This is a genomic window from Pistricoccus aurantiacus, from assembly GCF_007954585.1.
In the GTDB taxonomy this organism is placed as follows: domain Bacteria; phylum Pseudomonadota; class Gammaproteobacteria; order Pseudomonadales; family Halomonadaceae; genus Pistricoccus; species Pistricoccus aurantiacus.
The window spans coordinates 1,215,065-1,229,402 of record NZ_CP042382.1 but is presented as its reverse complement, the minus strand read 5'-3'; the positions used below and the strand labels follow the sequence as shown (position 1 = coordinate 1,229,402).

The window sequence follows — 14,338 nt, the reverse complement described above, 5'->3', positions numbered from 1 at the left end:
GAGAAACGACCAGCTCTGGCAACAACTCTTTGCCCTTTCCCTTGTCGTTCGCGATCTCCCCCACCTCTCGGGGCAAGTCCCTTCCCCTTGAGCACTCTTACCTTCCGGCCTTTCCCCCTTTTCCCTCGCACCTTTGTGGGCACCATCTGGTGGTGGCTCGCCATACAAGCATCTATGCTAAAGTGCTGATATAACAAAGGAGGGGCGCCCATGGCGCTGAAATTACTTCTGACCCGAGCTACCAGTGCTGGCCGCCAGGCAGCTCAGAAGACTCTCGACGGCTGGAAGCAGGAAGGCTGATCCGATGGTTGGCATACCCAAGCGATCACAACTGATTCGCTGCGGATGCTGCGCAGCTCCGCCGCCGGCGTGGCCAAGTCCACCGCCCAATCGGCCACCATCCAGGAGGGGTGGCGGCGCATCGCTCGTGGAGCTGGCAAGGTAGCCGGGGGAGCGGCCGTGATAGCCGGGGGTGTAGCTCAGGGCGCTATGAGCTCTGCTCCAGAGGCAGACGGCTCTCATATCAACGTCTCATGGAATGCCGATACTAGCGATCCCCGCACGAATCGCAATATGGGGCTCTACTTCGTCCACACTGGCGTCCCAATCGATAGTCTCCGCGCCCCTCTGTAAGAAGGTTAGCCATCTCCCCCTCACCTTGCGGGTGATCGCCCAGGTATAACGGACCCTGCCATACAGCTAGACCGCTTCGGCCTGGGGCCGCGATAGAATGAACGGAGACAGCAACCTCATGAAACACAAGGATTAAGCAAGATACTGCGGCCAAAATCTCTGATCTCCGAGGTTGATCCGCTTATGAAGTGGGCCTATAGTCCACCACACTTGAATGCAGCCTAAGACAGCAGAACGAACCGGCAATGCACCGGTCACAGGGCGAGAGGAACTCGGGAGGGAGCCATGATGGCACTCGTTGGTATTGGGCTTTACAGCCCCAAGCAGGCAGAGCGGCTCATCGGAGTCGAAGCGGACAAGATCCGCCGCTGGCTGCTGCGCGATACCTCACCCGCCGGCCCGCTCTGGCACCCTGAGCCCGAAGCTCTGGGCGCAGAGGACACTCTTAGCTTCCGTGACCTTCTGGAGGTCCGCGCCGTAGCTCAGTTCCGCGAATACGTCACCATGCCCGCGATTCGCGAGGCGCTAGCCACACTGCGCGACTACCTCGAGCGTGATTATCCGCTGACGCACCCCCGGCTTCTCACTGATGGTAAGGCAGTCTTCCTTCGCTCCCTTGAGGAGAACGGCGAAGTGGCACTAACTGACCTCGGTAAACGCCAGGTCGTCTTCACCGATATAATTCTCCCCTCTCTGCTGGATGGTATAGATTTCGACGCCAGCGAGAATCCTGTCCGCTGGCACCCCGACCCCCAAGATACAAGCATTGTGATCGACCCAAAGCTTGCCTTCGGTAAGCCGATCGTCCTCCCTTGCCACATGTCGACTCAAGCTATCTACGATGCTTTCAAGGTGGAAGATGGCGATGCCGAGGCTGTGGCAAGGAACTTCGAGATCTCACTGGATGAGGTGAATCGCGCCGTGAACTTTGAAAAAAGGATAGCGGCAGGTGCACTTCTTCATTGACGAGAATCTCAGCCCCAACCTCGCCAAAGTCCTTCATTACATCGCTCAACTGTGCGCTGAAAAGCACAGCGTTTTGCATGCGCGCACGTTCAACGATCGTCCTGGTGTTCCCGACCAGGAATGGCTCGAGCGCCTCCAACAGGATGGCAACTGGGTGATTCTCTCGAAGGACCGGTTCAAGAAAGGCGATCGTGAGAAGCTGGCATTCGAGCGTGCAGGCCTGACCATAATCAACCTGGGAAAGGACTGGAACCGTCGCAAAGGCTTGGAAACCGCGGTCCAACTGGTGCGGTGGTGGCCAACCATCTCAAAAGAAGTCATCCAGACGGACGGCCCCATGCTCTATGAACTCCCTTGGGGCGTATCCGACAAACTCAGTGGCCGCAAGCTGCCAAAAACGTAGTAACCCCTTCGACTATTTCTACCCCAGCTTCCCCCCCAGAGACGCTCGATTGGGTTTGTCTGCCCGGCACTTTGTGATGAAGATGTGGATTGGGTCACGCTCCGGCCCAGGGAGTCATCCACCCTCATCCCTGCCCATCCCAGTACTCCGACCCAGAGTCCAGGCAGCACCAGAAACATCATCCCCTCCACGAACTGCAGCACCATGCGGTCGTAGAGGTTGTTGGCGACGGAGAGAAAGCTAAGCTTGGCGGCGTTGCTACAGTAGAGCAGGTCCATCAGGTTGGAATTGATCCAGCGTGCAGGCTCCCACCAGAAGGTCAGGAACCACAGGGCGAAGAGCCCGAAAGTGGCCATGCCGGCGACCTTGAAGCTGTAGATGTAGACAGCCATGACGAACGGCAGGCAGATGATGATGGCCATCTCCATGGGGCGATGCCATACCCCATGGGCTGGTATCGCCCCATGGGGTTAGAAGTGAAACGTCAGATCAAGCCCAGCAGGCTTAGCCATGAATCAGGATGATCTGGTTCAACGGTGCGTCCGTCCGGCGTTTCACAAACGCTGTCGAACACCCATTCGTGCAGCTCTTCCATATCCGGCGTGTCGTATATTTCACCCTGGAACTCAATAGTTTCAGGGAAGCCCGACGTGCCAGCAGTATATGTCGACATGGTCATTTCCATCGTCAGTCATTAATGATGGGGCGACCATCCCCAACAGGGCTGGTATCGCCCCATGGGGTTGAGTTGCTATTGAGTAGCAGCACTAACTATCGTGGCGCTGGGTCCAGTTGCCACTGTTCAACGCCTGTTCAGCCTGCTCCTGCGTCTTGAAATACTCCACCGACTCGCGTGAGACGGGAAAGTCATCCTCATTGGATGTGCCCAGGTAAAATCCTGCTGCGCTGCGCAAAACTTCCACAGGCAGTACCCAGCCAAGCTCGCGGTAGGCGAGCTGACCAGCATCCACTTGGGTTTGTTTAAGTGATGAGTTCATGCGGTTTCTCCAAGGTGAATGGTGGCTCAGGCGGCTGCCGAGTAGGTCCACGTCTGCGTTGAAGCATCGAATCGATAGCCCAGCTGCTTCAAACGCAGGGTCTGCGCTCGAAACGTTGCCCGGTCCACGGTGGCATCCAGCTTGACGCTGCTGCCTAGTGGCCATTGGTGGCCAAACAGCTCAATGTCCTGGTTGTCCGCTTCAGGTCGCCGCGCCGGTGTCGCCTTGGCGGTGCTTTCCTGTTGCGGTTCATTAGTTGATGTCGGCGCACGGTTTTCCTGATACGCCTGCTTCAGGTATTCCGACGCCAAACGTGCCGCCCCGGATGCACGAAAGATCGTGCGCTTGTCCTCCTGCAGCGCCTGAATCCAGCTGGCGATGTAGGCGGAATCGTGCGCTTCGTTGCGTATCCCGAAATGGCCACACAGAAAGGCGCTGCCCATCTGCGCGACCAGCTCCTCGAAGGCGTATTGGGGTGTCCCATAGCCGTCGAAGTCGGTGATTCCGAGCCGTGCCAGGCGTGATTCATGCCCGGTCGCGTGCGTCAGTTCATGTAACGCAACGCTGTAATACCCTTCTGCATCGTGAAACCGCTCCTTCGCCGGCAGCAGTACACGATCCTGCTTGGGGTAGTACGCCGCTGACTCCCTGTCGAGTGAATGCACGACCTTGATGCCACAGCCGCTGATGAAGTCATCCAGCCCATCGACGCTGTCGAAACCCTCGACCGATGTCGTAGGCGGATTGAGGATCTTGTCAGGCAGACCGTCACACTGATCAATGTTGAAGAGGTTGAATCCCCGCAGAATCGCAAAGCGCTTCTCCTGTGGTTCGCCGTCCTCATCCAGAACAGGCTCGCCGTCGTCATCGACGACTGCTCGTTTCATGGGTTTATAGAAGCAGGCAAGCGTACTGCGCTCGCCTCTGCGTACTGTCCCACCAGCCTCTTTCGCCTGGCGAAAGGTGAGCCAGCGGTCCTGCGAGTAACCGCGCTTTTCAGCCATGCTCCAGAGCAGTGGGATATTGATCCCGCCGTAGGCTCGACCGGAGAAGGCGTTGCACGGTATTTGTGGAACCCGACTGGATGGATCCCAGGGTTTCCCGATCCAGGGCACATCGCCCTGCTCGAGACTTTCCAGAATCTGATCGGTGATTGCCTGGTAGATGTCGGCCATCGTCAAATCCTCATGATGACGACCGAGTTCCCCCCTACCGGGAGGAAATCCCGGTCGGGGGTGGAAGCGTCCGGTGAACCGGACGCTTGATGTTGAAGCCTAGAGCAGGCCGTGTTCGGCGAACGAATACGCCGGCTGTCGGCCAACGATGAAGTGATCGAGCACACGGCACTCGATCAGTCCCAGCGCCTCGACCAACCTTGTCGTAATGCGACGATCGGCGGCGCTGGGCTCAGGGTCACCGCTTGGGTGGTTGTGCGCGAGTATTACAGCCCCTGCATTGTGCTGAAGGGCGCGCTTGACCACCTCGCGAGGGTAGACGCTGGCTGAGTCGATTGTTCCCTGGAACATCTCATCAAACGAGATCGCTCGATGTTGTGAGTCCAGGAAGAGGACGCAAAACACCTCATGCTCTTTCTCAGAGAGATGCATCGTGAGGTATTCACGAACCCTTGTCGGGCACGTTAGTTTGGCTCCCTTTGGAAGCCACTTGCTTTCCAGGACTCTGTACGCAGCAGATATGATCTGCTCCTGGTCCGCTGGGGTGTAACGACCGTCAGACTGCTTGACCATGAGATTGGACATTTTCATGACCTCATGAAAATGACCGGGCCGCCCCCACCGGGAGCATTATCCCGGTCGGGGTGAAGTGTGCCCGACAGAACCGGACGTCAGGCTGTGTGAAATCTACTCGGCAATTCAGGCGGCCAGGCGAGTGGGCTTGGCCAGTGAGAACGCGAGTACGTGTTTATTGAAGAGCCTATGGACCCTCACGTGAACATCGAGATAGCGAGCTCGATGAGACACCTCGGTGCGTTGTGATGTCGCTATCGCGACATTGTGTGAACAGCACCCATCGGGCGCCGTTGCGAGCTCGACTCGCAACTGGTCGACAAACGCGTCCAGCCGATCCAGCCAGTGCTGGCTGGCTATGCCGTCGCTAGAAGTTGGCGCACCCATCCGCAGAAGCACCTCGTTGAAGAGGGCTCGCTCCATCAACACCATCATGTCGCGGCGAGCGGGACAGAGCCCACGATGCTGCGCCCTGGTTGTGATGTTGATATGGACATTGCCGTTGAGTGAGTTGCGATTCATGGATGCTTCTCCTTGAGTCAAAAAAGGGGAAGCACCTTGCCCCAGCGGGGAAGGAAACTTCCCCAGTGGGTGAAACCGCTTGGTTTATGCAGAAAGGACCGTGGCCCGCCAGGAGTGGCGGTGGGTCTTCACCTTGCGGTGACCCACAACCTTGCCCTGATCGTTGCGGACCGGCTTTTCAACAACAACGGCTTGGCGCCCGACAAACTCGAGTGCCACCTTGTCGCCTACAGCCAGTGGTGTCTCAAGCGCTATCCGCTTCAAATCAACACCCCACAGCGTCTTGTCATCGCCGCCATTGCGGAGCGTGATGTAGTAGCTGAGGCTGTTTGCCTCATCGAAACGATAGGGAGCGCTGCCCAGGGCAACAATTTCCCCACGATGGGAAGAACTACCGTCGGCGACACCCCCTTCCGAAGAAGATGAGGAATCGTCCAACGGTGTCTTGCCGTCCAGACCGATCTTGATAATCCCAAGGTGCTTGAGCGCCCAGAGAACCACCAGTGTCAGCCAGATCCACCGGAGTGGCTCGGGCATGACCTGCGGCAGCATGATCGGTATCAGTGCGGCGAGAAGGAAGGCGGGAGAGCCTTTGAATGGATTCATGGTGCTGCTCCAAGGGATTGCGTTCAGAAATCCAGGAGAGACACCATCCCCCATCGGGAGGTGTTTCCCGGATGGGTGGGTACGGCAGTAAGCCGTGAACTTGAATTGAAGATTGCATCCGACCCGGGAGGGCGCCGTCTTTCGGGATGCGTTACGGCTTGGGGAATTGCCCGAAAGCAAAGGGTGCTGCTATTACCGTTAGCAGCTGACGGGTACAGATTGAGTATGAAATGCTTGGTGATAGGGGTCAAGGCCGAGCAGCTCGTTAGACTGGATGCCGTTATGGCCGGGTATATGTAGGCGCAGCTGTCATAGCAGTAACGGTAGGACATGGGCATCACGTATGACAGGCGGTCTCGGGGTAAACGGCGGACGCTGCCATCCGTGGGATAGTCCCTTCCCCTGCTGCCCTGTATGGTGCCTGTAATCTTCGGCTAGAGCGTAAGCAAAGGTAACCTTAGTGGCCAGACGCACCTTGGTCGTAGCGCTGGCTTGAGTGCAGGACAGTGTTTTGCCATATCAGCAAAGCGCCAGTGCGTCAGACTTGCAGCATCGCCTGAAATTGACGGTCAACACGGCCAAGAGTCGAATGGTCAGAACCAATGAAAGTCAGTTCCTGGGCTTTACCTTCAAGGGAACCCAGATCCATTGGCACCCGGACACGTTGCATAAGTTCAAGCAGCGCATCCGGGTACTGACGAACCGGAACTGGGGCGTGTCGATGCACTATCAGCTCTTCAGGATCAGCCAGTATCTTCGTGGCTGGATCAACTACTTTGGTATCGCCACCGGCTACCAACGATGCTGCGATTTGGATCATTGGATCCGGCGCCGTGTCCGGATGGCTTACTGGCGACAGTGGCGCCAACCACGCACCAAAGTCAGGAATCTGATGAGGCTGGGTGTTCACGTGCAAGCGGCCGTGGCGTGTGGCATCACCAGTAAAGGACCATGGCGCAGTTCCAAAACTCCGGGCGTCCACCAGGCTCTGTCGAACGACTACCTGAAGGCCGAAGGACTGGCATCGCTGCGCGATGGATGGATCAAGCTTCACCATTCTGGGTGAAACGCCCTGTGCGGACTCGTCGGTCCGACGCATCGGTGCAGGTGTTGTGGGGGCTGAGGGTTAGATACCCTCGGCTACCCGATTATGCGATTTTAATTCCACATAAACCCCGTAAAACTATCGCTGTCTATGATTTGTATTACTTGCTCCTGGGTGTACTTTGCTCCAAACCAGCCTTCATATTGAATTGTTATTGGAATTTTTGCTTTGTATTTCCAGAATCCGCCATCATTATTACGGCTTGTTCCGAACGAACACCTAATCCTTTCGCCATTATGCAAGATAGAAATCATATATTCAGGCTCGAAACAGCAAAGCCAACGACGTCTGTTTTCTTGTCCTGAATCACTGCCAAGTGCGTCATTCACTTTTCCATCTTCAGTTAATAAGCGGATGTTCTTTGCAGGCAGCGAGCCTGAACGCCGCCATAAACGGCGCGAGCTTGCGAGCGTCCGGCGACCGTAGGGAGCGTATTTAATGGCCTTGTTAGGTGTGTTCATGAGCATTAATACTCGACTGGCCCGAAATGGCCTTTGTAACCGATTTGGGTTAGTACCAGTCGATTGATACATTCGACACGCACTATGCCTTTTTCCAGCGGCCGTCCAAACAAGGCAAGATTCTTAATTGTAAATGCCTCCGCATACTTGTTCTTCTCTGGATGAAATCGGCGCAAGGAAAGACCGTAAGCGGTTTCGAAAGGATGACCACCCGTACGAATAAGACTGAAGAACGAGGGATAGATGACACCATCAAAACCTGCGTCTCGTGCCGCTGATGCGATTGCACGGGAAATTTCGTATGAATGAGATTTTGCAAGAAACAGCATATGTATCGCCATATCCAGACTTTCAAATTCCGTGCATTCTTCTTCAAGCACATGAGTCAAATCGAGAAGACGCAATTCTTGCTGAGTTCGTATAGTAGCGACATAGATGTCATCTTCTGCAGCGACACGACACTCATGGATGCAAACATCGATATCTTGGGAGCCGTACATCACCTGAAGCTCTGGTGAACACAAGCGTCCATTTCCCGAGTACTTAGCCGGGGGGCTGTCGTACTCCGCTGGATCCGCAGGCCGATCCGGTTCAATACGAAGGCGATAGAACTTAGTGCCTTTGGCGAGAATCGTTGCAGGGTATTCCGTTAGCAGGCGCTTTACTATCTGTGGCCTCATCGCAGGGTCTTGCAGAGCCTTCAGTGGCTCCACTTCACCAACCATCCAAAGACGGGGGCCATAGTGGAAGAACCCGATCTTCCCTGCTTCTTCAATCAGCTTAATGTCATTTTCGAGCCATGAAGAAGAGGAGATATCGCTCTTACGATAGTGATATTCATTGCATTGGATTACAGGCGCTGCGCCGTAGTCACAGCGGACTGTCGTGCCGCTTACGAAAAAACGCCATGCGAGGTCTTCTATGTGCTTTTTCGTGAGCTTACGGCCTGCAGTGCTTTTGCAATTCGGGCATATATCTTGTTGTTCAAGGCCACGCTTGGCCGCATCAATTCTCAATCCTTCATCCGCAAAGCCTTCAGAGCATAGGAGGGTTGCATTATCCTTCGCCACTTCCGAAGTCATCTCGATCTCCTACACCTAACGAGGCTGTAGAAAAACCCTTTACAAAGCTCGATCTGTAGCCGTCTTGTTGCTTCTCATTGCCTGAGAGTAACTTGCGCAAGCCTGTTAATTTTCCGGCAACACCGGAGCATTATCGATATTCAGCCCCAAACGCCGCTTATTTAGCCCTCTGAGGGCCGTTTCTGGCTGCATCGTAGCCCAATCATGCCACTAACTGCCCGTAATTCGCGAGCTTCTCAATGTTGTGCACCAGGCAATATAATTGCCACTGACCCTGCACCCTCTTTTTGCCTCGCAGGCTGAAGCGATTCAGGCGTTTGTTGCTGCCGATGTTGCCGAACACGGGTTCCACCACCGACATTCGATGGCGGTAGGTTTCCTTGCCTTGCCGGCTGTCCACCCGATGCTTCATCCAGTCGGTATAGGTCGGGCCTCGCCTGATTTCCAGGGTATAAGAGACCTGTCGTCCTTTACCTTTGCGGTGATCCGCCGAACTGGGGTTTTGCATACACTGGTGCTTCTTGGGGCAATGGCGACACTGCAACAATCGCCCTTGGAAGTGGGCTCTTGGTACACCACTTTGGTCGTTCCGAGTGCCTTCGTAATGCAAGGGTTCGCCAGCAGGACAGATGCAGGTCATCGCGACGGGGGCGAACTGGAATTCACTCGCCGGAATCACCTGTTTCCAGCCGGTTTTCGGTGGGTTCTGGTGGCGTTTTCCGTACTTGCCTTTCTGACCGGCGAACTTGGGATCACGACTGCGGAAGCGGTTGTCCGGGATGTAGCCGTTAATCTGGTGTTCGTGCAGGTACTGCATGTTGGTTTCGTTGGCGAAGCCGGTGTCGGCTGTGACAACCGCGCCGGTTTGGTAGATGTTGTCGGCGATGCCCAGCTTTTTATAGCGCTGCTGAACCGTCTCCAGTACCGGCTTTAACGTGTGGTGTTCCTGGCCTTCGCCGAAGGCTTGGGCATCGATGATGATCTGGTGTTTCTTGTCCACCGTGGCTACGCCGTTATAGCCCTGGATCGTGCCTTTGCTGGTGGTCATCTTGCCGCTTTCGTTATCGGTGATGTTGCTTTTCACTTCCTTGCGCCGTTTCCCTTGGCCCATCCTTGGGCTGCTCGTCTTTAAAAAACGATCGACTTTGTTCATCGACTTATCCAGCGACAGAATGGTTTTGGCGCGGCGAATATCCCGATCCAGTTCCGCTTCGGTTTCGGCCTCATCCCGGGCGTAGTGTTCACAAAGATGATGGCGAATCAATCGTTTCAGCTTGTCTCGCTTTTCGCTCAGCTCTTTAAAGGTGCCAGACCATTCCTTCGCCGCGTCTGACGACATTTTACAGCCGTCGATAGCAAACTACTACAGTTGGAGATAAACACTATACTTCGTTGATCGACTGTCCGTGAACGAGGTATGCCATGTTGAACGACCTCCTGACCCCTGAGGGTCTGCGTGAGCAAGCCCATGTCTGGGAATCGGAACTGTCTTCCTGGGTGGCGGAACTGGGCGGTTATGTCAAGCGTGCCGAGGCAAGAGAACGCCTGGGTGCGTATCTGCGCGGCTTGCTGGGAGACATCGAACGACGCAACAGCTGGCAACTGGCCGAGCACCAGGGCGACACACGCCCCTACGGCTTCCAGCATCTGATCAACCGCGCTCGCTGGGACGAAGACGGGGCCCGCGATGCCGTACAACAACGCGTCTACCAGGCCTTGCGCGATGATGATGGGGTGCTGGTGGTCGATGAGACGGGATTCCTCAAGAAGGGCCGGCATTCGGCAGGCGTCAAGCGCCAGTACAGCGGGACCGCCGGCCGGATCGAAAACTGTCAGATCGGCGTGTTTCTCGGTTATGCCAGCTGCTGGGGTCAGGGCCTGATCGATCGCACTCTGTTCCTTCCTCGGGATTGGGCAGAGGATCGCAAACGCTGCCGCCAGGCGGGCATTCCCGAGACGGTGGGTCACAAGCCCAAGACGGCACTGGCCCGGGACATGCTGGTCCATGCGCTGGACAGCGGGGTTACGGCCCGCTGGGTGACAGGCGATGCCGTTTATGGCGAGTCCTTTCAGCTACGCTGGGCCCTGGAGGAACGCGACCAGGGCTACGTGATGGCGGTCAGCCGCAAGACCCATGTGTGGCGGGGACTGGAGCAACGCAAGGTCGGTGATCTGCTGACGGTATTGCAGGAGAATGCCGAGTTCGACTGGACCCGGCTTAGCGCGGGCGCCGGGAGCCAGGGACCGCGGCTGTCTGACTGGGCGTTTCTGGCCATCAATCCGGGGCCATTCCAAGGGTGGTAGCGTGGGGTGTTGGTACGGCGCTCTCTGGAGGATAAGCGGGCGATGACGGCATACCTCACTTTCGCCCCCGAGGGCACGTCACTGGCGGATCTGACGTTGGCCGCCGGGGCGCGGTGGAATATCGAGCGCTGTTTCCAGGAGAGCAAGTCCCAACTGGGCCTGGATCAGTATGAAGTACGGACGTGGACAGGCTGGCATCGTCATATCACGCGGGTGATGGCCGCCTATGCCTTGCTGGTCACGCTGCGCCGTCGCCAGTTGAAAAAAAGCCTGTTGCTGAGCCTGGGTGGGCAAGGCCCGTGGCTCTCTCCCTGGCCGAGATGCGGCGATGGTTGTGTCTCACTGCCGTTGCCTGGCGACGAAGAGGACTTGAGATCGCCTTGCATTGGTCCCTCTGGCGTCGGTGGCATCAGCGCATCGCCCAATATCATCACTGGGTGAGACGACAGCGGGCAATAGGGGCCGTGGTATCCATGCCGCTCAGCGATTATTTGCAACTGTAGTAAAACAGCTCGTTACCCAGAAGACCCTGTTCATGACACACCAACAGTATCTGTTCGAACAGTTCTTCAATCTCATCGGCGTGCTGACTGACAAACTTGGCCAAGGTGGTGAAGTGCGGCACGGTATCGCAGGACAGCGCCTTGAAAATGATATTGGTCTCGCAACACCACTGGATCTCGCGACTGGAGGTGATGCCTTTGGAGTAGGCGAACAGAATGATCTTCAGCAAGATGGCCGGATCGTAGGCCAGGCGGCCAGTATCGTCGTTGCGGTAGTTGGGGTGGAACACCGACAGATCCAGCTTGTGCTCTATGAGGTAATGAACGGCGTGTTCAAAGGTACCGGGCTGAAGCTGCTCCTGGTAATTGATCACGACCATGGCGTCCTGATCGTAGTTGTAATGCTTGAAGCGGGGCATCTGACCACTCCTTGTCCGTTTGCCTGACTCTATCAAACCCGAGGGGATTTCGGGGTTTTTCTACAGCCTCAACGCCTGAGTTGGGCTTCACGTGCGACCTGGCCGATGTGCCGGATCAACATTGAAGGGCACTTCCCGGTTACAGCGCGGACAAACGTAGTACACGCCTGCGGCATCGCCCTTGGGCCCAATGACTGAAAGCTTTCCCTTATCATCGAGACAAGGCATGCAATAAAATGTTCTGCGCCCCTGCTCTGGGAAATCAGGTCGCATGTAACAGGTAGGTGACATCAAAGGCGAATAGGGCGTCAGGCCATATCGCTTTTTGATCAACGGGCTGACAGCCCACGCAAAGACCTGAAGCACGGCATTAGCCGGCGCTTTAAGTACGGTCGCAAGAACTTCTGCTGTGTCACTCATTCGATATCAATGACGCACTGGTCATTTACCCACACGCCCCCGTGTTTTTGGCACGTTTTGGCTTTGCGGAAGGTGCCATCACTTGAAGGGGCAGACTGACTGGGCGGAACGGCCGCAGGCGGATTCACTAGCTCGATTTTTTGAGTCTTTCTTTCTGAGCAGTTGAAAACCGTTGCATTTACGATGGCCGAAGGATTCATTCGGCTACTTGTAACCATAATCGCATTCGCACCGCGTATTTTTGCAGCCTTATTCTTTGCATCTGTAAATGCGGAGTCTAGTCCAGCGGAACCGCCCCAAATTCCCGCGTCGCCAGTAACAAAACCAAGCTGCTGGCAATCCATCATGGCCATTACCGCGCCGTCCCGAATTGTCATGAGCCGCGCGGCCTCTGGGGACATCGTAGCGCAGCCCGAAGCCGTGAGGATTACTCCGAAGATCAAGAAAATTTGAATAGCCTTCAAGGTTGTCTCCTTCTACGCCCTCGCATCATGTTGGCACATGGCTACTGTGACGCCCAACGCTTGAGCTCAGCCGCGGCCCGTCAGGGATGTCGGCTGTAGCGAATGGTTAGAGCTCAACGCACCCAAGGAATCATTGGCATGTAGTGGCACAGTGAATTTGGTCACCTGGTTTTGAGTGTATGATCACTCACAGAGAACGTCAGGTGGACAGGATGACCAAGAAAAGAAACTTCAGCCCGGAATTCCGTCTGGAAGCGGCCCAGCTTGTCGTCGACCAGGGCTACACACTGAAGGCGGCCTGCGAGGCCATGGGGGTTGGCAAGTCCACCATGGAGTATTGGGTTCGCAGGCTGCGTGCAGAACGGGCAGGTCATGCGCCGCAGAGTGGCGAGGCGCTGACCCTCGAACAGCGTGAGATTCAAGACCTGAAGCGCAAGCTGAGGCGGGTTGAGGAAGAAAAAGCCATTCTAAAAAAGGCTACCGCTCTCTTGATGTCGGACTCCCTGAGCAATTCTCGATAATCGAGCGACTTGAAGAGAGCTATGCGGTGCAGCACCTGTGTCAGGTGTTTGGGGTGCATCGCAGTAGCTACCGGGCCTGGCGTGACCGGAACAAGACGCCCAGCAAGGATGAGCAAATGCTGTTGAAGCAGGTTGTCGAGGCGCATGCCGCCAGTAACGGCTCTGCCGGCGCTCGCAGCATTGCCATGATGGTGACCCAGGCAGGCATACCGCTGAGCCGCTATCGTGCGGGCAGGCGAATGAAGCAGCTTGGGCTGACCAGTACGCAGCCGCCGAGCCATCGCTACAAGAAGGCCGATCAGCCTCACCTGGCGATCCCGAACCTGCTCGATCGGGAGTTCGATGTGACGGTCCCCAACAAGACTTGGGCCGGTGACATCACCTATCTCTGGACGGGAGCACGCTGGGCTTATTTGGCCGTCGTCATTGACTTGTTCTCACGTAAACCCGTGGGGTGGGCGCTGTCGCTCTCTCCGAATACTGACTTGGTGAAAAAGGCATTGCTGATGGCTTATGAGTCTCGCGGTGAGCCAAAAGGCGTTCTGTTCCACTCGGATCAGGGTTGTCAGTACACCAGCCAGGGCTTCCGGCAATTACTCTGGCGCTACCGGATGACGCAGAGCCTCAGCCGTCGTGGGAATTGCTGGGATAATGCCCCGACAGAGCGTTTTTTCAGGAGCCTGAAAACAGAATGGGTGCCAGCGATTGGCTACCCCAGTATTGCGACGGCGAAGTCATCGATCATCGAGTATATGGTCGGTTACTACAGCAGCCTCCGGCCACACAAGCATAACGATGGGCTGCCGCCGAATGAGATAGAAAAGAAGTATTGGAATGCTCAAAAGGCAGTGGCTAGAAACACTTGACCACTACAGCGTTTGAACATTTGTTGGGTTGAGTCGGGTTTGCCAACCAGCAAATGAAACATCGAACGCAAGTCGTTCTTATCCAATGCGGCCATAACGGTACCGGGTTTTCCTACGCTTGGATGTCCATCTCCATTACTTGAATGATCTATTTCCGTCATGACTTCCTCGATAGTTATTTGATTCTGAACGTAGGGCCCGGTCGACCCACTCAATTAACGCCTTGTTAAGGTGTGAGGCACGCAATACCGAAGCCTCTGCATAACACCTTAATCACTAAAGCCGACGCATAGTAAAAATGCCACGCGTGCCGAATC

General features: G+C 55.9%; 16 protein-coding genes and 2 pseudogenes. 6 read left to right on the top strand and 12 right to left on the bottom strand.

The genetic code is table 11. The annotated features are described in order from the left end of the window. The first annotated feature begins 918 nt into the window (after positions 1 to 918). Both FGL86_RS05980 and FGL86_RS05975 read left to right on the top strand, forming a co-directional pair. Positions 919 to 1,599 (top strand): hypothetical protein, encoded by a 681-nt coding sequence (locus FGL86_RS05980; RefSeq protein WP_147183728.1) that lies wholly within the window; start codon positions 919 to 921, stop codon positions 1,597 to 1,599. Continuing rightward, positions 1,583 to 2,002 (top strand): PIN-like domain-containing protein, encoded by a 420-nt coding sequence (locus FGL86_RS05975; RefSeq protein ID WP_147183727.1) that lies wholly within the window; start codon positions 1,583 to 1,585, stop codon positions 2,000 to 2,002. The genes FGL86_RS05980 and FGL86_RS05975 overlap by 17 nt, the downstream gene beginning before the upstream one ends. On the opposite strand, the gene FGL86_RS05970 is transcribed toward FGL86_RS05975, so the two are convergent. From FGL86_RS05970 to FGL86_RS05940, 7 genes are all read right to left on the bottom strand, one after another. Beyond that, complete coding sequence (locus FGL86_RS05970) at positions 1,942 to 2,430, bottom strand: conjugal transfer protein TraG N-terminal domain-containing protein (RefSeq protein WP_147183726.1); 489 nt, start codon at positions 2,428 to 2,430, stop codon at positions 1,942 to 1,944. The genes FGL86_RS05975 and FGL86_RS05970 overlap by 61 nt on opposite strands. Before the next feature lie 56 nt (positions 2,431 to 2,486). Continuing rightward, on the bottom strand, positions 2,487 to 2,675 hold the full coding sequence (locus tag FGL86_RS05965; protein ID WP_147183725.1) for a hypothetical protein: 189 nt from the start codon (positions 2,673 to 2,675) through the stop codon (positions 2,487 to 2,489). 94 nt (positions 2,676 to 2,769) lie between these two features. After that, a complete protein-coding gene (locus tag FGL86_RS05960) occupies positions 2,770 to 3,000 on the bottom strand; it encodes a hypothetical protein (protein WP_147183724.1) in 231 nt (76 codons plus the stop codon). Between the two features lie 26 nt (positions 3,001 to 3,026). Further along, positions 3,027 to 4,175, bottom strand: a complete 1,149-nt coding sequence (locus FGL86_RS05955) for a DUF3275 family protein (protein WP_147183723.1) — start codon at positions 4,173 to 4,175, stop codon at positions 3,027 to 3,029. Positions 4,176 to 4,274: 99 nt separating this feature from the next. Continuing rightward, a complete protein-coding gene (locus tag FGL86_RS05950) occupies positions 4,275 to 4,760 on the bottom strand; it encodes a JAB domain-containing protein (protein WP_246131743.1) in 486 nt (161 codons plus the stop codon). 114 nt (positions 4,761 to 4,874) lie between these two features. Continuing rightward, a complete protein-coding gene (locus FGL86_RS05945; protein ID WP_147183721.1) occupies positions 4,875 to 5,270 on the bottom strand; it encodes a hypothetical protein in 396 nt (131 codons plus the stop codon). An 84-nt stretch (positions 5,271 to 5,354) separates the two neighbouring features. Beyond that, positions 5,355 to 5,876 carry a hypothetical protein gene (locus tag FGL86_RS05940; RefSeq protein ID WP_147183720.1) on the bottom strand — a complete coding sequence of 174 codons (522 nt, stop codon included), beginning with the start codon at positions 5,874 to 5,876 and terminating at the stop codon, positions 5,355 to 5,357. 544 nt (positions 5,877 to 6,420) lie between these two features. Here FGL86_RS05940 and FGL86_RS05935 point away from each other — a divergent pair. Next, the gene (locus FGL86_RS05935) at positions 6,421 to 6,942 is read left to right on the top strand and encodes a group II intron maturase-specific domain-containing protein (protein WP_246131742.1); all 522 of its coding nucleotides are present in this window, start codon (positions 6,421 to 6,423) and stop codon (positions 6,940 to 6,942) included. 92 nt (positions 6,943 to 7,034) lie between these two features. On the opposite strand, the gene FGL86_RS05930 is transcribed toward FGL86_RS05935, so the two are convergent. The 3 genes and pseudogenes from FGL86_RS05930 to FGL86_RS05920 form a co-directional block, all read right to left on the bottom strand. Then, the gene (locus FGL86_RS05930) at positions 7,035 to 7,442 is read right to left on the bottom strand and encodes a hypothetical protein (protein ID WP_147183719.1); all 408 of its coding nucleotides are present in this window, start codon (positions 7,440 to 7,442) and stop codon (positions 7,035 to 7,037) included. Positions 7,443 to 7,447: 5 nt separating this feature from the next. After that, positions 7,448 to 8,524, bottom strand: coding sequence for an RES family NAD+ phosphorylase (locus tag FGL86_RS05925; protein ID WP_222433799.1), 1,077 nt, complete (start codon positions 8,522 to 8,524; stop codon positions 7,448 to 7,450). 202 nt (positions 8,525 to 8,726) lie between these two features. Beyond that, a pseudogene (locus tag FGL86_RS05920) lies at positions 8,727 to 9,884 on the bottom strand (transposase); the annotation flags it as partial. A 62-nt stretch (positions 9,885 to 9,946) separates the two neighbouring features. On the opposite strand from FGL86_RS05920, the gene FGL86_RS05915 reads away from it, so the two are divergent. Further along, entirely contained in the window at positions 9,947 to 10,828 is an 882-nt protein-coding gene (locus tag FGL86_RS05915) for an IS701 family transposase (protein WP_222433754.1), read from the top strand. 42 nt (positions 10,829 to 10,870) lie between these two features. Further along, positions 10,871 to 11,269: a hypothetical protein gene (locus FGL86_RS17995; protein WP_222433798.1), complete on the top strand. Its 399-nt coding sequence runs from the start codon at positions 10,871 to 10,873 to the stop codon at positions 11,267 to 11,269. A 64-nt stretch (positions 11,270 to 11,333) separates the two neighbouring features. Here the strand turns inward: FGL86_RS17995 and FGL86_RS05910 are convergent. Both FGL86_RS05910 and FGL86_RS05905 read right to left on the bottom strand, forming a co-directional pair. Then, a pseudogene (locus FGL86_RS05910) lies at positions 11,334 to 11,750 on the bottom strand (transposase); the annotation flags it as partial. A gap of 416 nt (positions 11,751 to 12,166) precedes the next feature. Continuing rightward, positions 12,167 to 12,634, bottom strand: coding sequence for a DUF4156 domain-containing protein (locus FGL86_RS05905; RefSeq protein ID WP_147183717.1), 468 nt, complete (start codon positions 12,632 to 12,634; stop codon positions 12,167 to 12,169). Between the two features lie 212 nt (positions 12,635 to 12,846). Between FGL86_RS05905 and FGL86_RS05900 the strand changes: the two genes are divergently transcribed. Further along, positions 12,847 to 14,021 (top strand): IS3 family transposase gene (locus tag FGL86_RS05900; RefSeq protein ID WP_425468314.1). Its coding sequence is split into 2 segments (ribosomal slippage): positions 12,847 to 13,102 and positions 13,102 to 14,021, totalling 1,176 coding nucleotides; the frame shifts between segments, so codons are not numbered across the junction. Positions 14,022 to 14,338 lie beyond the last annotated feature (317 nt).